The 21,384-nt window shown below is 72.9% G+C and carries 20 protein-coding genes; 9 read left to right on the forward strand and 11 right to left on the reverse strand.

Features of this window, described 5'->3' with window-relative positions; translation table 11 throughout:
* The first annotated feature begins 259 nt into the window (after positions 1-259).
* The 4 genes from LXM90_RS28170 (at position 260) to LXM90_RS28185 (ending at position 3,425) form a co-directional block, all read left to right on the forward strand.
* A complete protein-coding gene (locus tag LXM90_RS28170; RefSeq protein ID WP_042671735.1) occupies positions 260-1,474 on the forward strand; it encodes an ABC transporter substrate-binding protein in 1,215 nt (404 codons plus the stop codon).
* A gap of 17 nt (positions 1,475-1,491) precedes the next feature.
* Positions 1,492-2,250, forward strand: coding sequence for an SDR family oxidoreductase (locus LXM90_RS28175; RefSeq protein WP_234081370.1), 759 nt, complete (start codon positions 1,492-1,494; stop codon positions 2,248-2,250).
* A 324-nt stretch (positions 2,251-2,574) separates the two neighbouring features.
* Positions 2,575-2,832 carry a NepR family anti-sigma factor gene (locus LXM90_RS28180; protein WP_042671734.1) on the forward strand — a complete coding sequence of 86 codons (258 nt, stop codon included), beginning with the start codon at positions 2,575-2,577 and terminating at the stop codon, positions 2,830-2,832.
* On the forward strand, positions 2,829-3,425 hold the full coding sequence (locus LXM90_RS28185; protein ID WP_020094385.1) for a sigma-70 family RNA polymerase sigma factor: 597 nt from the start codon (positions 2,829-2,831) through the stop codon (positions 3,423-3,425). Before LXM90_RS28180 ends, LXM90_RS28185 begins: the two co-directional genes overlap by 4 nt.
* 32 nt (positions 3,426-3,457) lie before the next feature.
* Here the strand turns inward: LXM90_RS28185 and LXM90_RS28190 are convergent, their stop codons facing one another.
* The 10 genes from LXM90_RS28190 to chpT all read right to left on the reverse strand — a co-directional run bounded on the left by LXM90_RS28190 (position 3,458) and on the right by chpT (position 14,272).
* The gene (locus tag LXM90_RS28190; protein WP_020094384.1) at positions 3,458-3,991 is read right to left on the reverse strand and encodes an isochorismatase family protein; all 534 of its coding nucleotides are present in this window, start codon (positions 3,989-3,991) and stop codon (positions 3,458-3,460) included.
* A 304-nt stretch (positions 3,992-4,295) separates the two neighbouring features.
* Complete coding sequence (locus tag LXM90_RS28195; RefSeq protein WP_234081372.1) at positions 4,296-5,198, reverse strand: tetratricopeptide repeat protein; 903 nt, start codon at positions 5,196-5,198, stop codon at positions 4,296-4,298.
* A gap of 347 nt (positions 5,199-5,545) precedes the next feature.
* Positions 5,546-6,562, reverse strand: a complete 1,017-nt coding sequence (locus tag LXM90_RS28200; RefSeq protein WP_042671733.1) for an asparaginase — start codon at positions 6,560-6,562, stop codon at positions 5,546-5,548.
* A gap of 119 nt (positions 6,563-6,681) precedes the next feature.
* A complete protein-coding gene (locus tag LXM90_RS28205; protein WP_234081375.1) occupies positions 6,682-7,260 on the reverse strand; it encodes a hypothetical protein in 579 nt (192 codons plus the stop codon).
* Positions 7,261-7,508: 248 nt separating this feature from the next.
* Positions 7,509-8,372, reverse strand: coding sequence for a CheR family methyltransferase (locus LXM90_RS28210; RefSeq protein WP_020094379.1), 864 nt, complete (start codon positions 8,370-8,372; stop codon positions 7,509-7,511).
* Complete coding sequence (gene cheB / locus LXM90_RS28215; RefSeq protein WP_103986160.1) at positions 8,369-9,586, reverse strand: chemotaxis-specific protein-glutamate methyltransferase CheB; 1,218 nt, start codon at positions 9,584-9,586, stop codon at positions 8,369-8,371. The genes LXM90_RS28210 and cheB overlap by 4 nt, the downstream gene beginning before the upstream one ends.
* A gap of 58 nt (positions 9,587-9,644) precedes the next feature.
* Positions 9,645-10,037, reverse strand: a complete 393-nt coding sequence (locus LXM90_RS28220) for a response regulator (protein WP_012320961.1) — start codon at positions 10,035-10,037, stop codon at positions 9,645-9,647.
* A gap of 11 nt (positions 10,038-10,048) precedes the next feature.
* Positions 10,049-10,567 carry a chemotaxis protein CheW gene (locus tag LXM90_RS28225; protein WP_020094377.1) on the reverse strand — a complete coding sequence of 173 codons (519 nt, stop codon included), beginning with the start codon at positions 10,565-10,567 and terminating at the stop codon, positions 10,049-10,051.
* A 133-nt stretch (positions 10,568-10,700) separates the two neighbouring features.
* Positions 10,701-13,457, reverse strand: a complete 2,757-nt coding sequence (locus LXM90_RS28230) for a hybrid sensor histidine kinase/response regulator (protein ID WP_234081377.1) — start codon at positions 13,455-13,457, stop codon at positions 10,701-10,703.
* 104 nt (positions 13,458-13,561) lie between these two features.
* Positions 13,562-14,272: a histidine phosphotransferase ChpT gene (chpT, locus tag LXM90_RS28235; RefSeq protein ID WP_020094375.1), complete on the reverse strand. Its 711-nt coding sequence runs from the start codon at positions 14,270-14,272 to the stop codon at positions 13,562-13,564.
* Positions 14,273-14,679: 407 nt separating this feature from the next.
* Here chpT and LXM90_RS28240 point away from each other — a divergent pair, with 407 nt between their 5' ends.
* A complete protein-coding gene (locus LXM90_RS28240; protein ID WP_020094374.1) occupies positions 14,680-17,685 on the forward strand; it encodes a bifunctional [glutamine synthetase] adenylyltransferase/[glutamine synthetase]-adenylyl-L-tyrosine phosphorylase in 3,006 nt (1,001 codons plus the stop codon).
* Positions 17,686-17,757: 72 nt separating this feature from the next.
* Complete coding sequence (locus tag LXM90_RS28245; protein WP_020094373.1) at positions 17,758-18,630, forward strand: 3'(2'),5'-bisphosphate nucleotidase CysQ family protein; 873 nt, start codon at positions 17,758-17,760, stop codon at positions 18,628-18,630.
* Here the strand turns inward: LXM90_RS28245 and LXM90_RS28250 are convergent.
* Positions 18,611-19,189, reverse strand: coding sequence for a YHS domain-containing (seleno)protein (locus tag LXM90_RS28250; RefSeq protein ID WP_234081378.1), 579 nt, complete (start codon positions 19,187-19,189; stop codon positions 18,611-18,613). The two genes, LXM90_RS28245 and LXM90_RS28250, sit on opposite strands and share 20 nt — an antisense overlap.
* A 157-nt stretch (positions 19,190-19,346) precedes the next feature.
* Between LXM90_RS28250 and LXM90_RS28255 the strand changes: the two genes are divergently transcribed.
* From LXM90_RS28255 to LXM90_RS28265, 3 genes are all read left to right on the forward strand, one after another.
* Positions 19,347-19,976 carry a DUF1134 domain-containing protein gene (locus LXM90_RS28255; RefSeq protein ID WP_234081380.1) on the forward strand — a complete coding sequence of 210 codons (630 nt, stop codon included), beginning with the start codon at positions 19,347-19,349 and terminating at the stop codon, positions 19,974-19,976.
* A 147-nt stretch (positions 19,977-20,123) separates the two neighbouring features.
* A complete protein-coding gene (locus LXM90_RS28260) occupies positions 20,124-20,846 on the forward strand; it encodes a hypothetical protein (RefSeq protein WP_234081382.1) in 723 nt (240 codons plus the stop codon).
* A 143-nt stretch (positions 20,847-20,989) separates the two neighbouring features.
* The gene (locus LXM90_RS28265; RefSeq protein WP_020094369.1) at positions 20,990-21,292 is read left to right on the forward strand and encodes a hypothetical protein; all 303 of its coding nucleotides are present in this window, start codon (positions 20,990-20,992) and stop codon (positions 21,290-21,292) included.
* Positions 21,293-21,384: the final 92 nt, after the last annotated feature.

Genomic DNA, 21,384 nt, shown 5'->3' on the forward strand with positions numbered 1-21,384 from the left:
GCCTCGCGCCCGTGGGGCGTGACCGTCGTCCGGCACAGCGCGTCGGCTGAGGCCGCGCCACCGCGCCGATCCCGATGTCGCGACGGGCCGGTCTCGGGTGGGAGTTCCGGCCCGATTCCGTCGGCACCGCCGCCGCGACACATCTGGCGCCGGCCTGTCTCACCGCTCCCGGATCCGGTCGCGGACCGCTGCTTGACGCTGGGATGCCAGCGTGCCCTCCTGGCCGAAAGACAGAAACTGCCGCGGAGGACGGTCTGCCATGGCGTCGATCCGGAGTTGCGTGCTCTCGGTCGCGATCGGCTTCGCCGCGCTCGCCGGGCCGGCCGTTGCCGAGCCGATCCGCGTCAAGGTCGGCGTCCTCAACGACATGTCCGGCGTCTACGCCGATACCGGCGGCAAGGGCTCCGTCGTCGCCGCGCAGATGGCGGTCGAGGATTTCGCCAAGACCGAGCCGGGCGTGCAGGTCGAGATCGTCTCGGCCGACCACCAGAACAAACCCGATATCGGCGCCGCCGTCGCCCGCCAGTGGTACGACCGCGACGGCGTGGACGCGATCCTCGACGTGCCGACCTCCTCGGTTGCGCTGGCGGTGAGTCAGGTCACCCGCGAGAAGAACAAGGTCTTCATCGACTCGGGGGCCGGCACCACGGAGCTGACCGGCAAGCAGTGCTCGCCGAACACGATCCAGTGGACCTACGACACCTACGCCCTGGCGCACGGCACGGCCGGCGCCATGCTCAAGCGCGGCGGCGACACGTGGTATTTCCTCACCGCCGACTACGCCTTCGGGCTCTCCCTTCAGAACGAGGCGAAGGCCGTGATCGATACGGGCGGCGGGCGCGTATTGGGCGCCGCGCGGGTCCCGTTCCCCGCCACGGACTTCTCCTCGTTCCTGCTGCAGGCGCAGGCCTCGGGCGCGAAGGTGGTGGGTCTGGCCAACGCGGGCGGCGACACGGTCAACGCGGTCAAGCAGGCGCACGAGTTCGGGCTGACCGACGGCGGCCAGAAACTCGCCGCCCTGCTGATCTACGCCGTCGACGTCCACGCGATCGGCCTGCAGACCGCGCAGGGCCTCGTGCTGACGGAGTCGTTCTACTGGGATCTCAACCCGGAGACCCGGGCCTTCTCGGAGCGCTTCTACCCGCGCAACGGCAACAGCATGCCGACGATGAACCACGCGGGCGTCTATGCCGGGCTCCTGCACTACCTGAAGGCCGTAGCGGCGACGAAGTCGACGGACCCGCAGAAGACCATGGCCTGGATGAAGGCCAACCCGACCGACGACCCGCTGTTCGGCAAGGGTGTGGTCCGGGCGGACGGGCGCAAGATCCACCCGATGTACCTGTTCGAGGTGAAGGCGCCGTCCGAGTCGAAGGGCCCGTGGGACCTCTACAAGGTGCTGGAGACGATCCCCGCCGAGCAGGCCTTCCGCCCCCTCGCCGAGGGCGGCTGCCCGCTCGTCGCCAAGCCGTAGGGAGGGAGCCGAACGCCATGATGCGCGCGCTCGAAGGGCAGGTCGCCTGGGTGACGGGGGCTGGATCCGGGATCGGGCAGGCGGCCTCCGTCGCTCTGGCGCGGGCCGGCATGCGGCTCGCGCTCACCGGACGGGGACAGGAGGCCCTCGCGCGCACCGCGGAGATGGTCCGCGCTGCGGGCGGCGAGGCGCTGGTCGCCCCGGCCGACATGGGCGTGGCCGACGACGTGCAGCGCGCCTGGGAGGCGGTTCACGCCGCGTGGCGGCGCTGCGACCTGCTGGTGAACTCGGCGGGCCTCAACGTGCCGCAGCGCGGCTGGAGCGAGATCACGCCGGCCGGCATCGACGCCGTGGTCGGCGTCAATCTCAACGGCCCCTTCTACGCGGCGCGGGCGGTGCTGCCGACCATGCGGGCGCAGCGGAGCGGCCTGATCATCCACGTCTCCTCCTGGGCCGGCCGCTACGTCTCCAAGCTGACGGGACCGGCCTATTCCGCTGCCAAGCACGGGCTCGTGGCGCTCTCGGAGAGCCTGAACCAAGAGGAGTGCGGGCACGGCATCCGGTCCTGCTGCATCTGCCCCGGCGAGGTCGCGACGCCCCTCCTCGACAAGCGGCCAGTCCCGGTCACCGCGGAGGATCGCGGGCGCATGCTCCAGCCGGAGGATCTCGCCGAGACGATCCTGTTCGTCGCCCGCCTGCCGGCCTCCGTCTGCGTCAACGAGATCCTGATCAGCCCGACCTGGAACCGCGGCTATCTCGAGGGCGTGAAGCTCTGAGCGGGGCCGTCGCGGCGCGCTTGGCCGGGGGCGCGGTGCGCTCATCCCGCGTTCAGGCACGGAGGACGAGTGTCGCCACGGCCAAGCTGAACACAAGTATTTCTGAATTGTATCTGAGACTTTATGGATTAAATTCGGCGCAAGCTGGGCTATTTCAAGATTAAAATTGGATGAATGCAGGGTTCAGAACCGATTAAATCCGTCGCGCCTACCAGCGCTGCCGGAAGGCGATGAGACGCGTCTTCGCCGAACCGATGGGGACAACGGTCCGGCGGACCGCCGGGCCCCTCGGGGCCCCATCGCGCACGACCGGGGGGCGCGACCATGTCAGGGACCGAGGACGATCCAGGGATTCCGGGCTCCGCCGGCGCGGCGGACCCGGCCGGACCGGGCGCCGCGGCCGCATCACGCCCGGTGCCGGTCGGCGGACCCGGCCGGCCGATCGACGACGGCGCGCGGGACCGGATCGGGCGCGGCCTGCGCCTGCACTACGCGGGCGTCCTGGCCCTGCCGATCCCGGACCGGCTCCGGACGCTGCTCGACGAGCTCGCCGCACACTCCGACACGGAGGCCTCGCGATGACCCTGATGCTGCAAGCCGCCCCCGCGGGGAGCGGATCCGGTCCGGCCCCCCGGGGCGCCGACGCGGAGATGCGCGACCTCCTGCTGGGGGCGATCCCGGCGCTGCGGGCCTTCGCGTTCTCGCTGACCTACGACCTCGACCGCTCGGACGACCTCGTGCAGGACACGCTCGTGCGCGCCTGGGTCAACGCCGCCAGCTTCCGCCGCGGGACCAACCTGACTGCGTGGCTGTTCACGATCCTGCGGAACCTGTTCTACTCGGAGCAGCGCAAGCGCAAGCGCGAGGTGGAGGACGCCGACGGCCTCCATGCCGGGCGCCTGACCGCCCTCCCCGAGCAGGAGATCCGGATGGAGATGGCGCAGTTCCAGAGCGCGCTGAACCGGCTGCCGCCGGCCCAGCGTGAGGCGCTGGTCCTGGTCGGCGCCCAGAGCTTCACCTACGAGGAGGCCGCGGCCATCTGCGGCGTCGCGGTGGGCACGATCAAGAGCCGGGTCAGCCGCGCCCGGACCCGCCTGATCGAGGTGCTGGGCATGACCGGCACCGACGACATCGGACCCGATCCGCAGACCCGCGCGGCCCTCGACGGCTCCTGAGGCGCGCGCCGCGGCGAGGACCGCCGCGGCGCCTACTTGATGAGCCTGACGACGTCGCGGAACCGCCTGTGCCGCGCCGTGCCGAGCCACTCGAACGCCACCATCTCGGTCGTTACGATCTCGGCGCCGTGGGCCGCCATCCGGGCGAGCGCGGCCTCCCGGTTCTCGATCCGCCGCGAGCCCACGGCGTCGGCCACCACGGCGACGCGGCGGCCGGACTCGCGCAGCCCGAGAACCGTCTGCAGCACGCAGACATGCGCCTCGCAGCCGCTGACCACGAGGTCGCGATCCGTGGGCAGGCGCTCGAGGAAGCCGGGCGTCCGGGTCGCGCCGAAGCTCATCTTCGCGAAGGCCGTCCCGGGCTCGGGCGCCAGGGCCGGCACGGTCGGCCCGAGGCCGCCGGCATTCTGCTCGGTGACCAGGACCGGGACGTCGAGCAGCTGCGCGGCGGCGAGGAGGCGGCCCGCATTGGCGACGACCCCGTCCCCTTCCGCGATCGTCGGCATCAGCCGGGCCTGAACGTCGATGACGAGGAGGAGCGAGCGGGCGGGGTCGATCAGCGGCATCGATGTCTGGTCCCTGCGGATGGGTCGCGTCGGAGACGGAGGGGGCCCATCCTGGCCCCATCCGAGCCGTATCCTCGCCCCATCCGGTCCGGTGGGGACCGCGCCCGCCGGCATGACACGTGCGCGCCCCGACCGCGACCCCGCCCTAGAGCCGCTCTCGATCGTTTTGCAACGGTTGGGAAGGGCGGCAACTCCGGTCCCGGCAGCCGCGCCAGGCCCCCTCTCCCTCGCGGAAGAGGGCACCGGTGCCTCGTTCGGCACGGGCCCGGCGATCACCTCCGTCCCGAACCGACAGGGAACGGCTCTAGCGGAGCGCGATGTCGCCGGGGACGTTCGCGGCCGCGGCGCCGCCGGCGGCCTTCTCGAACCACCGCCGGGCGGCCTCGAAATCCTGCTTCACGCCGCGACCGTTGACGTAGAGGAAACCGAGATTGTTCATCGCCTCCGCGTGGCCGGCGGCGGCCGCCTTCTCGAACCAGCGGCGGGCCGCGGCGGCGTCCGTCTTCACGCCCTGGCCGTTCAGGTAGAGGCTGCCGAGGTTGTTCATCGCGTCCACGTTGCCGCCGGCGACCGCCCGCTCGAACCAGTGGCGGGCCGCGGCGGCGTCCCGCTTCACGCCCTGACCGTTGAGGTGCAGGCTGCCGAGGGCGTTCATCGCGTCAACGTTGCCGGCGGCGGCGGCCTTCCCGAACCAGGACGCGGCCGCGCCGTAATCCTGCCCGACGCCCTGACCGTTGGCGTAGAGTAGGCCGAGATTGTACAGGGCCGACGCGGCGCCGGCGGCCGCCGCCTTCTCGTACCAACTGCGCGCGGTGGCGTAGTCCTGCGTCACGCCCTGGCCGGCATCGTAGAGGCTGCCGAGGTTGTTCATGGCCTCGGCGTTGCCCGCCAGGGCGGCCTTCTCGAACCACGCGGCCGCGGCGGCGTAGTCCTGCTTCACGCCCTGGCCGTTGTAGTACAGGCTGCCGAGGTTGAGCATGGCGTCGACGTCACCGCCGGCGGCCGACTTCTCGAACCAGCGTCCGGCCGTACCGAAATCCTGCTTCACGCCCTGGCCGTTGATGTAGAGGATTCCGAGATTGTACATCGCGGCGGCGCTGCCGCTGACGGCCGTCGTGGAGAGGCTCCCGGCGGTCTCCGCCTGTGCGCCCAGCCCGGACAGGACCGAGAGCGCCAGAGACATGGAGACGATGGATGTCGCGCGCATGGCCGTGAATCCCTGTGCGGGCACGCGAACCGTCATGCCCTGCGCGGAAGCCGATCCCGAGCATCTTCCGCAATGCTGAAGGCGTGTTCCCGAACCTTCTTCGTCCGCTGACAGTCTTCCGGGCGAAAAACCCTTCGGCTGGACTGCACCGGACTGATCTTTGACCTAACCGAGCTCGGCAGGACTTTCTGGACCAAATCGCACATGCGGCCCGCATGGCCGGCTGACATCGCGGGCGCGCGCCACGGGCCGCGACAGGGTTCGCGCGCGGAGGGGACCGTCCGGGACCGGCCGGAAGGGGGCGTTGAGGGCTCGGCGGGGCGGGCGACCGGCCCCGGGACGCGTCGCTAGTAGGTCGCGAACAGCCGCGCCACCGCCTCGGGCTCCGCCGTGACGGTCAGCGCCAGGGCGAGCAGGATCCGGGCTTTCTGCGGGGTGAGGTTGTCGGCGCTGAGGATGCCGCGGCTGCGCAGCCGGGTGGTGAGCGGGACCACGCCGCTGCCGGCCCGGGTCGACATCACCACCACGATCCCTGCGGCCGCCGCCGCCTCCAGGGCCTCGGCCTCGGCGGGCGGGGTCATGCCCGGCGCGAGACCGGCCGCGACGAGGCCGCGCGCGCCCGCGGCCAGGAAGGCCCGGACCGCGGTGCCGTCGGCGTCGGCGTACCCGTAGGCGACGTCGACCCGCGGCAGCGCCGGCAGGGTCCGGATGTCGAAGGGCGTGCCCGGCGCGTGCGCCCGCTCGGAGCGGCGGTAGTAGCGGACGGACTCGCCGTCGACGTGGCCGAGCACGCCGAAATCCGGGGTCCGGAAGGTCTGGAGCCGGGCCACCGAGGTCTTGGTCACCTCGCGGGCCGCCTGGATCTCGTCGTTGAGCACCACCAGCACGCCGCGCCCGCGGGAGGCGGGCGCCGCGGCCGTGCGCACGGCCGCCACGAGGTTCAGCTTGGCGTCGGTGGAGAGGGCGCTCATCGGCCGCTGCGAGCCGACCAGCACCACCGGCAGATCCACCGTCAGGGTGAGGCTGAGCGCGTAGGCGGTCTCCTCCAGGGTGGCGGTGCCGTGCCCGATGACGATGCCGGCGAGGTCCGGGTGCTCGGCCGCGAGGCGCTCGCACAGCTGGACGAGGTCGCGCCACTCGGCGAACCCGATCGCCGGGCTCGGGACCGCCCGGAACGGCACCGGCACCACCGCGGCGACCGTCGCGAGTTCCGGAACCGCGTCCAGGATCGCGCCGGCCTCGAGGCGCCGGTCGGTGGCGGTGTAGTCGAGGATGTCGAGGGCATCGCGGCCGAGGGACGAGATCGTCCCGCCCGTGCCGATGAACGCGACCTTGGGCAATCCGGTTCCCGTTCCTGCCGCCATGCCGTCTCTCCCGAGCTTGTCCGGCGCTGTGATGCCGCGTCGCGCGGCCGGGGTCGACCCCGGCCGCGCGCAGGCGGGCGATGCACCGGGCGGGAGGCCCGCCGGGCGCGTCCCCGGCCTCAGCTGCGGAAGTCGAGGAGGAGCGCCGAGACGGCGCCGCTGTTGGCGGTGCCGCTCGCCCCGTAGCCGACGCGGCCCGACTGGCCGCTCTGGAGCTGCTGGATGAAGGTGGATAGCAGGTCGTTCGTCGTGCGCGCCGCGTCGGTGGTCGAGGTCGAAGTCGAGGTCGAGGCCGACGCGGAGACCGACGCCCCGCTCCCGGCGCTGCCCGCAGCGTCCGTCGGCGCCGGGCCGGGCGGGGGCCCCGGCGGCGGGCCGTCCGGGCCGGCGACGTCGCCAGTCCCGTCGCCAGTGGCGTCCGCGCTCTGGGTGCTCCGGCCGTGGCTGGCGAACAGGTTCTTCAGCTCCGTGGCCTGGTCGGCGGTGAGGCTGCCGCTGCTGACCTGATCGGCGATCAGGCCGTCGATCCGGTCCTTCATCGAGGACGGGTCGAGCCCGGACCGGCTCGTCGCGCTGGTCGAGGCAGCGCTGGTCGACGACAGGCTCCTATCGATGCTGCTCAAGGCGCCCGCGAGGGCCGTCGCGTCGGTGCTGCTGATCGTGCCGGCCGACAGCGCGCTGCTGATCGTGTTGGACATCCGGGTCTGGGGCGACGCAGGCGGCGACCATCGCTGCGCGGCGAGCTGTGCTGTCGCGGTGGACGAGACGGTACTCATGGGGGGCTCGGGTCACGGATGAGCCGGATTCGCCCGGCGGCGGGTCCGTGTGCAAATTACCCACGCGGTTCTTAAGGCCGCGTTTCCGGGATCGCCCGGATTCCCGTCGCGCTGGCGGACTCGGGGACGGCCCGGAGCCGGGGCACGACCAGGGATCCCGGTCGCGCCGCTCAGAGGCTCGCGGCCATGCGCAGCGGCGGCGCCTCGGCCGGACGCGCCGCGGCCTCGGCGTGGCCGTAGAGGCCGCGGTGCTTCGGGTTCGGCGAGAGCCGGTCGGTCAGGCCGATCACCGTCTCGGCGGCGCCGAGCAGGAGCGCGCCCTCCGGGGCGAGCTGCGCCGCGAGCCGCGCCAGGACGTCGGACTTGGTCGGCGCGTCGAAGTAGATCAGCACGTTGCGGCAGTAGATCACGTCGAACTGGCCCAGCGAGGCGAAGCTGTGCAGCAGGTTGAGCTGGCGGTAATCCACCATGCTGCGCAGGCTCTGAGCGATCTGCCACTGCTCGCCGACCTGGGTGAAGTACTTGATCAGCCACTGCACCGGCAGGCCGCGCTGGACCTCGAAATGGCTGTACAGCCCGAGCTTGGCCTTCTCGATCACCTCGGTGGACAGGTCGGTGGCGACGATCTCCACCTGCCAGCCGGCGAGCCGCGGCGCCGCCTCCTGAAGGAGCATGGCCAGCGAGTACGGCTCCTGCCCGGTCGAGGCCGCCGCGCACCAGATCCGCAGCCGGCGGCGGCCGGCATTGCGCGCCAGCACGTCCGGCAGGAGCGTGTCGCGGAACAGGTCGAAGGGGATCCGGTCGCGGAAGAAGAAGGTCTCGTTCGTGGTCATGGCCTCGACCACGGCCCGCTCGATCGTGCTGTTCTGGGCGAGCTTGAGGGCGCCGATCAGGTCGCCGAGGCTGGCGAGGCCGAAGCGGCGGCAGACCGGGGTCAGCCGGCTCTCCACGAGGTAGCGTTTCTCCGGCGTCAGCGCGAGGCCGGAGCGCTGCTTCAGGAAGGTGCGCAGGAATTCGAACTCGAGCTCGGTCATGCCGGCTGCCCCGTGATCAGGGCGCGCAGCGCCGTCGCGAGTTCGGGCAACGGCAGCACGGCCTCGGCGAGCCCGGCCCGCGCGACGCTGCCCGGCATGCCCCAGACCGTGCTGGTGGCCTCGTCCTGAGCGAGGACCGGGCCGCCGGCCTCGGTGAGCGCCCGGGCGCCGTTGGTCCCGTCCGAGCCCATGCCGGTGAGGATCACGGTCGCGGTGGCGGCGCCGAACACCACCGCCGCGTCCTTGAACAGGACGTCGACCGCGGGGCGGCAGAAATTCACCGGGGGGCCGTCGGTGAGCTTGATGATCGGGCCGCCGGCCCCGCCGGCCAGCCCCATGTGGCGGCCGCCCGGGGCGACGTAGATGCGGCCCGGCTCGACCCGCTCCTCGGCCTTGCCCTCCGCCGCCGGGAGCCCGGTGCGGGTGGCCAGATGCTCGGCGAAGACCGCCGTGAAGATCGGCGGCATGTGCTGGACGATCAGGACCGGCAGGCGCCGCAGGGCGGCGGCGCCGATGCCCTCCAGCATCTCGCCCACGGCCCGCGGGCCGCCCGTGGAGGAGCCGATCAGCAGGGCGCGGGGCTGGGTCCGGTTGCGGACCTTGGGCCGGAGCGTGAAGGGAGTCGCGGGGCGCGCCGCGGCGGCCGGCGCCGGATGCGCCGCGGCCGGCACGGCCGCCGGCGCGGGCGCGGCGTGGTAGCCCGGCGCGTGGCCGGCGGGCGCGGCGGACGGGCGCCGGTTCCGCGCGCGGGCGGAGCCGAACACGCGGACGCGCTCGATCAGCTCGACCCGGAACGTGTCCGAGGTGGTGACGCCGCGGCTGCTCTCCGGCTTGGCGATGTAGTCCACCGCGCCGAGGGCGAGGCATTTCAGCGAGATATCGGCGTTGCGCGTCGTCAGGGTCGACATCATCACGACCTGCACGCTCGGGCTCATGGCGAGCATGCGCGGCAGCGCGGTCGTGCCGTCGAGTTCCGGCATCTCGATGTCGAGCAGGACCACGTCCGGGTCGTGCTTGGCCATCAGCTCCAGGGCGATCCGGCCGTTGGAAGCCGTGCCGACGAGCTCGAATCCGGCCTCGCCGATCCAGCGGGCCACGAGGCCGCGCACCACGGCCGAGTCGTCGGCCACGAGCACACGGATCGCCGTGGCCGATGAGGTCGTGCTCTGGGTTGGCGGCGTGCGCAGCGGGGCGACCGCGGGACTCAGGGCCATGATGATTGCCTCGGGTGCAGGGTCGCGGGGCTCGGGCCGCGGGTCAGGGAGCGGGCGATCAGGCCGCGTCGGCGACGAGACCGACCTGTTCGAGCTTGGCCGTCAGGATGTCGCGGTCGAAGGGCTTCATGATGTACTCGTCGGCCCCCGCCCGGAGGGCGCGGGCGATCGCCCCGACGTCGTTCTCGGTGGTGCAGAACAGGACCTTCGGCGCGCCCCCGCCCTCGCTCTGGCGCAGTGCCTGGAGGAACGCGTAGCCGTCCATGTTCGGCATGTTCCAGTCGAGCAGGATGGCGTCGGGCATGCTGGCCGCGCAGGCCTCGAGGGCGGCGCTGCCGTCCTCGGCCTCGCTGACATTCATGCCGAGATCCTCGATGATCCGCCGGGCGACCTTCCGGATCACCGCGGAATCGTCCACCACCAGGCAGGTGGTCTCGTGGGGCGCCTTCATCGACCTCTCCCTCAAGCCGCCTTGGCGCCGGCGGGCGTGAAGCCGAGGAGCGCGTCCACGTCGAGGATCACCAGGAGCCGGCCGTCGAGGCGGTGGACGCAGGTGGCGAGGTCGCGGAAGCGCGGATCCAGGTTGATCGGCACCGCCTCGCGGCTGTCGGCGCCGAGCTTGAGCACCTCGCCGACGCCGTCGACCACCAGCGCGAAGGTCTCGCCGGCCTGCTCCAGGCCGATCGCCATCTTCGGGCTGGCCTTGCTGCCGTCCGCCTCGGCCTCCGCGTCCGGCAGGCCCAGGCGCCGGCGCAGGCTCATGGCCGTCACGACCCGGCCGCGCAGGTTCAGCAGGCCGACGATCTCGGCCGGCGCCAGGGGAACCGGCGTCACGCCCGACGGGACGAAGACGTCGTGGACCCGCTCGATCGCCAGGCCGAACAGCGTCTCGCCGACGAAGACCGTGACGAAGTCGTCGGTGGCGCCGGTCTCGGCGCCGTTGGTGGTGGCGCCGCTGGTGTTGGCGTTGGCAGCCTGCATCGGAACTCTCCGGATTCGTTCGTCGCGATCGTCGCGATCGGCCTGGGTCGATCGGCTTGGGTCGATCGGCCTGGGTCGATCGGCTTGGAGCGATCGGCCGGGGTCGATCGCCCGGGGCGGGCGGCGCGGCGGCTCAGGCGGCTTTCGACACCGTGGCGGCGCCGATCTCGGCCAGCGCCGAGATCAGGCCGCTGCGGTCGAACTTCGCCACGAGGTCGCTGATCGCCAGCGCCCGCGCCTTCTCCACCGCGTCGGCGCCGATCGCGCCGGTGAGGCCGATCACCGGGAGCCCGGCGAGGCGCGGCTCGGCCCGCCGCATCGCGGCGACGAGGTCGAAGCCGCTGCGACCCGGCATCTCCAGGTCGGTGACCACCACCTCGATCTGCGGATCGGACTGGAGGGTCGACAGGGCCGTCTCGGCGCTCGACGCCGTGACCACCTGGTAGCCCGCGGCCTTCAGCACCGGGCTCAGCATGTCGCGGAAGAAGGCCGAGTCGTCGACCAGGAGGACCGTGGAGATCTGCTCGGGCCGCTTGAGACCGCGCGCCCAGTCGTCGTAGGCCAGCGGCAGGAAGTGGGCGATGTTGATGATGTCGGTCGCCCGGCCCCGCAGCACCGCCGAGCCGATCAGGTCCGACCGGTCCGCCGCGATCTCGATGTCGAGGCGCTCCTCGACGATGTCGACGATCTCGTCGACCACGAGACCCATGGCGCGCTCGCCGTCGGAGAACACCACCAGGGCCTGCGTCCCCTCCGACTTGATGGTGATCGCCGCGTCGGCCGGGACCAGGGGCATCAGGCGCCCGCGGTACTGGATCAGCGCGCGGCCGCCAAGCCACTCGACCTTGGCGCACTCGATCTCCTCGAGACGGGTGACCAGCGACAGCGGCACCGCCTTGAAGCTGCCCTGGCCGCCCTTGAACACCAGGAGCGTGGTCTTAGTGTCGGTCATCTCGACCGCCTCGTCGGCGTCGGCGTCGATGTGGCCGCCGCTGCCCTGGACGCCCTGCGCCACCTGACGGGCCACGCCGTTCGGATCGACGATCAGCACCACGGCGCCGTCGCCGAGGATCGTGTTGCCGGCAAACATCGGGATGTGCCGCAGCTTCACCGACATCGGCTTCACGACGATCTCCTCCGTGTGGAAGACCTCGTCGACGAGGATGCCGAAGCGCTCGCGCCCGACCTGGGCGACCACCACGAAGCCGGCCTGGTCCGTCTCCGCGCCCGGGCTCGTCTGGCCGAGCAGGCCGGTGAGCGAGACGATCGGCAGCAGCCGCTCGCGCAGGCGCAGCACCGGCGCGCCGTTGATGTGCTCGACCCGCTGCGCCCCGGCATCGACCCGGACCAGCTCCAGCACCGCCACCTGCGGCAGGGCGAAGCGGTGCTCGCCGGCCCGGACGATCAGGGCGGCCACGATCGCCAGCGTCAGCGGGATCTTGATGGTGAAGGTGGTGCCGCGACCCGCGGTGGTGGCGATGTCTATCAGGCCGCCGATGGTCTCGATGTTGGTCTTGACCACGTCCATGCCGACGCCGCGGCCCGAGACCGAGGTCACCGCCGCCGCCGTCGAGAAGCCGGCGTGGAAGATGAACTTGGCGACCTGGGCGTCGGTCATCCGCTCGATATCGGCCTGGGAGGCGAGGCCGCGCTCCGCCGCCTTCTTGCGGATGGCCGCGAGGTTCAGGCCCTTGCCATCGTCGGCGATCTCGATCGTGATCGTGCCGCCCTCGTGGTAGGCGGCGAGGCGGATCGTTCCGCGGGCGGGCTTGCCCGCCGCCACGCGCTCGGCGGTCGATTCGAGGCCGTGATCCGCCGAGTTGCGGACCATGTGGGTCAGCGGGTCCTTGATGACCTCGAGGACCTGGCGGTCGAGCTCGGTCTCGTTGCCGACCATCACGAGGTCGATCTGCTTGCCGAGTTCGGCCGAGAGGTCGCGCACCACGCGCGGCAGCTTCTGCCACGCGTTGCCGATCGGCTGCATGCGCGTCTTCATGACGCCTTCCTGCAGCTCGGCGGTGACGTGCGACAGGCGCTGCAGCGGAACCTTGTAGCTCGAATCCTCGTGCCGGCGGGCGATCTCGAGGAGCTGGTTGCGGGTCAGCACCAGCTCGGAGACCATCGTCATCAGGTGTTCGAGCGTGTCGACGTTCACCCGGATGGTCTGGTTCTTGGCGGCGGCGGTCGTCTCGCCCTCGGCGCCCTCGACCTTCTCGGCGCGCGCCGGCTCGGCCTTCTCGGTCTTCTCGGCCTCGACGGGCTCGGGCTTCTTCTCGGCCTTGGGCGCCGCGCTGACGGCGGGCGCGGGCGCCGGGGCGACGGCGGCCGCGGGGGCGGGCATCGCGGCCACGGGGGCCGGCGGCGGGAGGAAGTCCGATTCGTCCGGACCAGGAGCGGCCAGGAAGGCGGCCTCTAGGTCGTCCAGGGAGACCTCGCCGGGCTTCAGCTCGCGGACCACCGGATCGGGCAGGACCGGCTCGGGCGGCGGCGGCGGGGCGGCGGCCTCCGGCTCCGGCGAGCCCTCGGCCATGCGCTCCAGGGCGGAGATGAGGTCGTCGTCCGAGCCCGCGGGCTCCGTGCCGGTGGCCTCCAGATCGGCCAGGATCGCCTTCAGCCGGTCCAGCGTCAGCAGGATCAGGGTGACGGAATCCGACGTGGCGGGCAGCCCGTCACGGAAGCGACCCATCAAGGTCTCGGCGGCGTGCGCCAGAGCTTCCAGCCGCGGGAGTCCGAGGAACCCGCAGGTTCCCTTGATCGTGTGCACGAGTCGGAAAATGTTCCGCAGAATAGTCTCGTTGTTCGGATCCTGTTCGAATCGAACCAATTCTGCATCGACCGTGTCGAGATGCTCCCCGCTCTCGGTCAGAAACTCGCGAAGCAGGTCGTCCATAGGCGCTACTCGTTACGCGGAGAAGGTCTCGCGCAACCTACTTACTCGCGCGGGGTTAGGGAAGCGTTTCCATCCCGGCCCCGCGCGGCACCTTTTTCAGAGTTTCACGCCAGCGCCGTGTCCGAAGCTTCTCCATCGGAGTCTTCGGACGCGTCGATCACTGCGGGCGTGGCGGTGATAGTCACTTCATCGCCCTCGATGGCGAAGCGGACATCCATGGCGGCGGCCCGGGCCACGAGGCCCGCGTAGAACGGCAGGATGCCGTGGGCGTCGACGGTGCCGCTCTCGGGGCTGCCGGCCATCAGCTCCTCGACGTGGGGCGGGATGCGGGCATGCGAGCCCTTGGCCTTCAGCACCAGCGTGGGCGCCTCGCCGTCGCCGGAGACGACGACGTCGATCAGGCCGCCCCGGGGAATCGCCGAGGTGGCGACCATCACGAGATTGAGCAGGAGCTTGACCTTGTTCTTCGGGAACAGCGCCTGCGGGGCGCTCCAGGTCAGCTTGGTCTTCTCGTCGGAGAACATGCCCTTGGCCACGCTCTCGGCGTCGGCGAGGTCGATCGAGGCGCCGGCCGAGCCGGCGGCCCCGAAGGCGATGCGGGCGAATTTCAGCCGCGCCGAGGCCTGACGGGCGCTCTTCCCGATCAGCTCCAGGGCGAAGGTCCGCATCGATTCGTCCTGGTCGTCCTCCAGGACCTCGAGCCCGTTCACGATCGCGCCGACGGGGCTGATCACGTCGTGGCAGACGCGGGAGCAGAGCAAGGCGGCGAGGTCGAGGCCGTCGAGAGTCAGGGTGGGCGAGGTCGGGGAGGACATGGTGCGCTCCGGGCGGGCGGATCGGAAATGCGGACGTCTGCGGGCCGGGGCCCCGGTCGGGGCTGCCGGTTCCCGGCCGCCCGGTTCTCGGCCGCCCAGTCCTCGGCCGCCCCTGCGGCGATCGAGTCGCCCGAAGGGATCCCGCGCGGCCCGCGGGCCGGACCGGGGGCGACGACCGGTCCGCACGGATAGACGCCACGGTCGGCTTTGAAAAGCGTTACCGGATCGGACGGAAGGCCGGGACGGCCCCCGATTCCGGGCCCGCGCGGCCGCGAACGCGTCGCCGCTGCCCGGTCCTGGCCGCATCGTGAACGCGCGGCGGGCGCCGCAAGCCGTGCGCGCCGGACCGGACACGGGCGGCCCGGTCGGCTACGATGCCGGCCCCGTCGCGCCAGGGAGGATGCGGCATGAGAGATGAGACCGGTCTCCCGAACGGATCGGCAAAGAGAGCGGCCGCCGAGCCAGCCGAGACGCTGCGCGCGCGCCTGCGCCCCCGGCTCGGGCTCGCCGACCCGGACGCCGCGGGGGCCCGGCTCGCCGAGCTCGCGCCGGCGCTGCCGGCCGGCTTCCTGACACCGCCCTGCCGGGAGCTGCTCCTGGGCCTGGCGGATCATTCCCCCTTCCTGTGGCGGGCGGCCACCCGGTCGCCCGAGCGGCTCGTCGCCCTGCTGGATCAGCCGCCGGACGCGGCGAGCCGGGACATCATCGCGCGGCAGCGCGCCGTCAGCGCCGCCTGTGGGGCGAATCCCGACCTTGCCGAGGTCGGCCGGCAATTGCGCGCCAACCGGGAGGCCCACGCCCTCCTGGTCGCCCTGGCGGATCTCGGCGGCCGCTGGGACCTCGACGCGGTGACCGGCGCCCTGTCGGCCTTCGCCGACGCATCGGTGAGCGGGGCGGTCGAGGCGCTCCTCCGGCAGGGGATGGCGGCCGGGCGGTACCGGCCCAAAGATCCGGAGGCGCCGCAGGACGGGTCGGGCCTGATCGTCCTGGGCCTGGGCAAGCTCGGCGGCTGCGAGCTGAACTACTCCAGCGACATCGACCTCGTCGTCTTCTACGAGGCCGAGCCCGCCGCCGCGGCGACCGGCGGCGATCCGAAGCCCTTCCTCGTCAAGCTGGCGCAGGGGCTGGTGAAGCTCCTAGCCGACCGGACCGCCGACGGCTACGTCCACCGCATCGACTACCGGTTGCGGCCGGACCCGGGCTCGACCGCGGTGGCGCTCTCCACCGGCTTCGCCTTCGACTACTACCAGACGCTCGGCCAGAACTGGGAGCGCGCGGCCTTCATCAAGGCCCGGCCGATCGCCGGCGACATCCCGGCCGGCGAGGCCTTCCTGGCGGAACTCGCGCCGTTCATCTGGCGCCGGCACTTCGACTTCCCGGCCATCGCCGAGATCCACGCCCTGAAGCGGCAGATCCACATGGTCCGCGGCCACGAGACCATCGCGGTCGGCGGCCACGACATCAAGATCGGCCGCGGCGGCATCCGGGAGATCGAGTTCTTCGTCCAGACTCAGCAGCTCGTCTTCGGCGGCCGCAAGCCGGCCCTGCGGGGCCGCCGGACCGTGGCGATGCTCGGCGAGCTCGTCGCGGAGGGCTGGATCGACGGGCGGGCCCGGGACGAGCTCTCCGCGGCCTACGCGTTCCTGCGCACCCTCGAGCACCGGATCCAGATGATCCGGGACGAGCAGACCCAGCGCCTGCCCACCGGGACCGAGGCGCTGACCGCGCTCGCCCTGTTCGCGGGCTTCCCCGACCTGCCGGCCTTCGAGGCGGCCCTGCTCCACCATGCCGGCCGGGTCCAGGCGCACTACGCCCTGCTGTTCGAGGCGGAGCCGGAGGCCGGCGCCGACGGCACCGCCTTGGTCTTCGGCGAGAGCGAGCCGGATCCCGAGACCCTGGCGCGGCTCGGCGCCTTCGGGTTCCGGGATCCGCCCCTGGCCTGGGAGACCGTGCAGGGCTGGCATCTTGGGCGCCGCCCGGCCCTGCGGACCGGCCGGGCCCGGGAGATCCTCGCCGAGATGCTCCCGGCGCTGCTGCGCGCGCTCGGCGGCACCGCCGACCCCGACGCGGCGCTCCTCGCCCTCGACCGGGCCTTCGCGCGGATGCCCGCGGTGGCCGAACTCCTCGCCATCCTGCGCTCGCACGAGCGCCTGCGCCTGCTGTTCGCCGACATCCTGGGGACGGCGCCGCGCCTCGCCGACACGGTCGGCCTGAGCCCGCACGTCCTCGACACCGTGCTCGACGCCGATTTCGTGACGCCGACCACGGATCCCGACGAGGTCCGCGCGCAGTACCGGTCGCTCCTGGGCCAGCCGGCGAGCCACGAGGAGAGCCTCGACCGCTGCCGGGACGCCACCCGGCAGATGGCCTTCGTTACGGGCGCCCGCCTGCTGTCGGGCATCCTCACCCCGCGCCAGGCCGGGGAGGCCTACGCGGCGATCGCCGAGGCCACGGTGGCGCTGAGCCTGGAGGCGGAGGAGCGCCGGTTCGCCCTGGACCACGGCGCGGTGCCGGCGGGCCGCTGCTGCATCCTGGCGCTCGGCCGCCTCGGATCCCGCCAGCTCAGCGCGGAGTCCGACCTCGACCTCCTGTTCCTGTACGATTTCGACCCGGAGAACCGCACCAGCGACGGCAGGCGCCCCCTCGACGCCGTGGTGGCCTACAACCGGCTGGCGCAGCGCGTGTTCGCGGCGCTCACCACGGCCACGCGGCGCGGCCGGCTGTACGCGGTCGACCTGCGGCTGCGGCCCTACGGCAGCCACAGCCCGCCCGCCGTGCAGCTCAGCGGCTTCGCGGCCTATCACGGCGGCGAGGCGGAGCTCTGGGAGCACATGGCCCTCGCCCGTGCCCGGGTCGTCGCCGGCGACGCCACCCTGGCGGCCGACGTCACGGCCGCGATCGCCGGGATCCTCCGGCAGCCGCGCGAGACCGCCGCCGTCTGCGCCGAGGCGGGCGCGATGCGGGCCCTGGTCGCGCGGGAGCGGGGCCATGCCGGCCCCTACGACCTGAAGCTCGCCCCCGGCGCGCTGTTCGACCTCGACTTCCTCGCCCAGGCCATCGTGCTGAGCCAGGCACGCGACTGGCCCGGCTGCATCGGCCTCGGCGCGGAGTCGCTCTTCCGCGAGGCGGCGGCGCGCGGCCTCCTGCCCGCGGCGGCGGGCGAGGCCCTCGCCGAGACCTACGGCTTCCTCGACGCCGTCTACCAGTGGCAGCGGCTCGTGATGACCGATCCCGCCGCGGAACCGTCCGAGACCGCGTCCCAGCAGATCGCCAAGGCGGTGGGCCTCCCGGACGCGCGCGGCCTCGCGGCGGAGCTGCGCCGCCACCGCCGCCGGAGCCAGGCCCTGCTGGCGCGGATCCGGCGGACGGTTCGGATGCCGGCCGCCGCGCGGGAGCTGCCGGAGCGCCGATGAGGCGGCGCTCCGGCCAGTGGCCGTCGACATTCCCCCCCCGCTCGGGCATTCAGGGCGGTGTCGGGAGGCATCATGACGGGCGCGGTGACGATCTCGGGACCGGAGCGTGAGCGGATCGCCGCGGCGCTCGCCGAGATCGCCTGCGCGGCGGGGGAGATCCTGCGCCGCTACCACCGGGGCCCCTGCCCGCACGCCCTGAAGCCGGACGGCTCACCCTCCAGCGCTGCCGACGTCGAGGCCGAGGACCTGATCGTCGAGGCCCTCGCCGGGCGCTTCCCCGGGATCGCGGTCGTGGCCGAGGAGCGCGCCCAGAGCGACGCGACCCGCCCCGCCGATCTCTTCTTCCTCGTCGATCCCCTGGACGGCACGCGCGACTTCCTCGCCGGGACGCCGGACTACTCGGTCAACATCGCGCTGGTGTCTGGCGCCCGCCCGGTGGCGGCCGCGCTGGCCGCCCCCGGCCTCGGCCGCGTCTGGTGGGCCGGCCCTACGACCTTGGAGGGCCCCGTGATCGCGGGCCGGCCGGGGTCCGGGCGGCCGGTCCGCGCGCGGGCGGCGCCGGGGACGGGCCTCGTCGCCCTGGGCAGCCGGCGGCACGGCGATCCCGAGACCGCCACCTGCCTGGCGGCGCTGCCGGTGGTGGAGACGCGCCAGGTCGGGTCCGCCCTGAAGTTTGGGCTGATCGCCGCAGGCGAGGCCGACATCTACGTCCGCTGCGGCCCGACCATGGAATGGGACACGGCCGCGGGCGACCACATCGTCGCGGCGGCGGGCGGCTGCGTGGTGGTGCCGGGCGGCGGCCCGATCCGCTACGGCCAGCACGGACCCGATCACCGCAACGGTCCCTTCGCGGCCCTCGGGGACCCCGCCCTGGCCCCGCGGCTCGCCCTGCCGGCCCGCGCGAGCGACCGGCCGGCGGCGGCGCTCAGCGCGGCGCATCCGTAGGCGGCACCTTGGGCGAGGCGTCGGGCGAGGCGTCGGGCGGGACATCCTGCAGGCGGCGCACGGCCGGCCAGGCCGCCTCCGCCTGCCGGGCCAGGCCGGGCTCCGCCAGGAACCGGGCGCGGCGCCCGGCATCCCGGAACAGGTAGAGGCGCTCGTCGATCACCGCGAAGACCAGGGGATCGGCGTCCACCAGCCGGCCATCCAGGATCCCGGCGGCGTCGTAGCCCCCGAGACGCGGCGCGTAGGCGGGCGGGTCGTCCCGGAAGGCGGCGCGGTTGGCGCCGCTGGAGAAGCGCCAGACCTGGCCGCCCCAGGACAGCTCGAACCGGGCCAGACCGGCCTGCGGCCCGCCCTCCAGGAAGTAGCTGACCGGGTCGAAGCCGTTGAGCGTCAGCAGCTCGATCCGCGTCCGGGCCGTCAGGCCCTCCTCCGCGGCGGCGCGGCCGGGGGCCACCGCCGGCAGGGCCGCCAGCGCGGCTGACAGCGCGGCTGACAGCCCCACCGCCCGCGCGAGCGTGAGCGCCGCACGCGGGACGCCCGCGCCCGACCGCCCGGCCATGCGGACTGCGGGGTCAGGACGCGTTAACCACATCTTGCGGATTCCCTCAGAAGCTGGTCCGACTCATCCGCCCGGCGCGGCCTCTGCCGGCCCGGCGGGACAGAGCGGCACAGGTCCATCGCACGAACCGTTAATCGAACCGGGCGAGGAGGCAACGATGACGGCACGAGACGATCGCGGCACCGATCGCGGCACCGACCGCCGCACCCTCCTGCGCGCGGGCCTCGGCCTGGCGCTGGGTGCGCCCCTCAGCGGCTCCCTCCTCGGCGCGGCCCGCGCGGCCGGCGAGGATCTCGACACGCCCGAGACCTTCCGTCCCGGCGAGATCGTGGAATCCGGCCATCGGTTCTTCGGTACGGTGTCGCGCGGCCTCGCGCTCACCGTCGAGGAGGCGGGCCGGCGCTGGGGCGAGCCCAACGGCTACATCCTCGGCCAGGAGGGCGGCGGCGCCGTGGTGGCGGGCGTCCGCTACGGCGAGGGCACGCTCTACACCCGCAACGCCGGCAAGCGGCGCATCTACTGGCAGGGCCCGTCCCTCGGCTTCGATGTCGGCGGCGACGGCGCCCGCACCATGATGCTGGTCTACAACCTGCCCAACGTGCGCGACCTGTACCGCCGCTTCGCCGGCGTCGACGGCTCCGCCTACTTGGTGGGCGGCTTCGGGATGACCGCGGTGGTCAACGACCGGGTCATCGTCGTGCCGATCCGCAGTGGCGTCGGCGCGCGGCTCGGGATCAATGTCGGCTATCTGAAGTTCACCCGTGAGCCGACTTGGAACCCGTTCTGATCCGATCGGATCCGCGAGGGCGTCGGAACGCGTTCTGATTGACCGGCCCCGCGGGATTTCACCCTCGCGGCCAACCTGGGCTAGAGTGGAGTTGGGTCGGGTTTTCCGGCCGGATGCGCGGGCTGCACCCTCGTGATCGAAACGGTGATGATCTTCGCGCTGGGCTTCCTGGCGGCGAGCCTGTGCGGCTTGCTGCTGCTGCCGGCCCTCAATGCCCGCGCCGCGCGCCTGGAGCGTCGGCGGGCCGAGGCGCGCCTGCCCCTGTCGCCGGCCGAGATCGCCGCCGAGCGGGACTTCCTGCGCGCCCAGTTCGCCGTGCAGCAGCGCCGCCTGGAGCGCCGGGTCGAGACCGTCGAGGCGCGGCGGCAGTCCGACATGGCGGCGATCGGGGCCGGGACGATGCGGGTCGCCGCCCTGGCGCGCGACGTCGCTGCCCGCGACGCCGAGATCGCCCAGGCCCAGGCCAAGACCCGGGAGTTGGAGACCGAGCTGACGCTGGCGCGGGAGGACGGGAGCGCGAGCCTCGCCACGCTCCAGGCTCTCGAGGACGCCCATGCCGACCTGCTCGACAGTCTCCTGGCGCTCCGGCAGGGCGCGGCGCCGGCACCGGACGCCGCCGCGCTGGCGGCCGAGCGCGACGACCTGCGCGCGAGCCTGAAGGCGGCCGAGGAAGCTCTGGCCCTGACCGTGGCCGACCGCCAGAACGAACGCCACGACCGGGCCGGAAACCTGTCGCCGGACCGGCAGGCCGGCATCGAGCGCGAGAACGCCGATCTCCGCCGGCGAATCGTCGAGGTCGCCGAAGCCCTCACGGCCCCGGGCCGGATGCCGCGGACCGCGGCGGCGATGCCGGAACCCGAGCGGGTCTGAGCCGATCCACCTCCGAAACGGGGTTTGGCGACCGGAACGCAACCGAAAACCTGCGATGACTGCCTTGTTTCGACCACGCAAAGGCATCATCGCATCGCCGACGCGTCCTGCATTCACAAGTTCGACAGATGGTACGGATACCCATGCGCCTGAAGCCGATCGTCCTCGCCGTCGCGGCGGCCGTTGCCCTGACGCTGCCGGCAGCCGCGCAGCAGACGAAGCGCGGCAACGAGACCCTGAAGAAGTACTGCACCGGGGACTACCTGACCTATTGCGGCAACCTGGCCCCCGACGATCCGGCCACCGATGCCTGCTTCCAGAAGAACTGGAAGAAGCTCAGCGAGAACTGCCGCCGGGCGATCGACGCCTACGAGGCCGAGCAGCAGCAGAACGCCCCCGCCAAGAACCGGCAGGGCTCGCAGGGCGGCAAGGAGCGGCGGGGCTGACGCCTCCCGGCTGTCGAGGCCGGGCCGGGAACCGCGGGAACGGGCCCCAACCGTGCGCCGCGGCCGGCCTGTGGCGGACGGGCGCTCGCGCC

This window comes from Methylobacterium oryzae, from assembly GCF_021398735.1.
Taxonomy (GTDB): domain Bacteria; phylum Pseudomonadota; class Alphaproteobacteria; order Rhizobiales; family Beijerinckiaceae; genus Methylobacterium.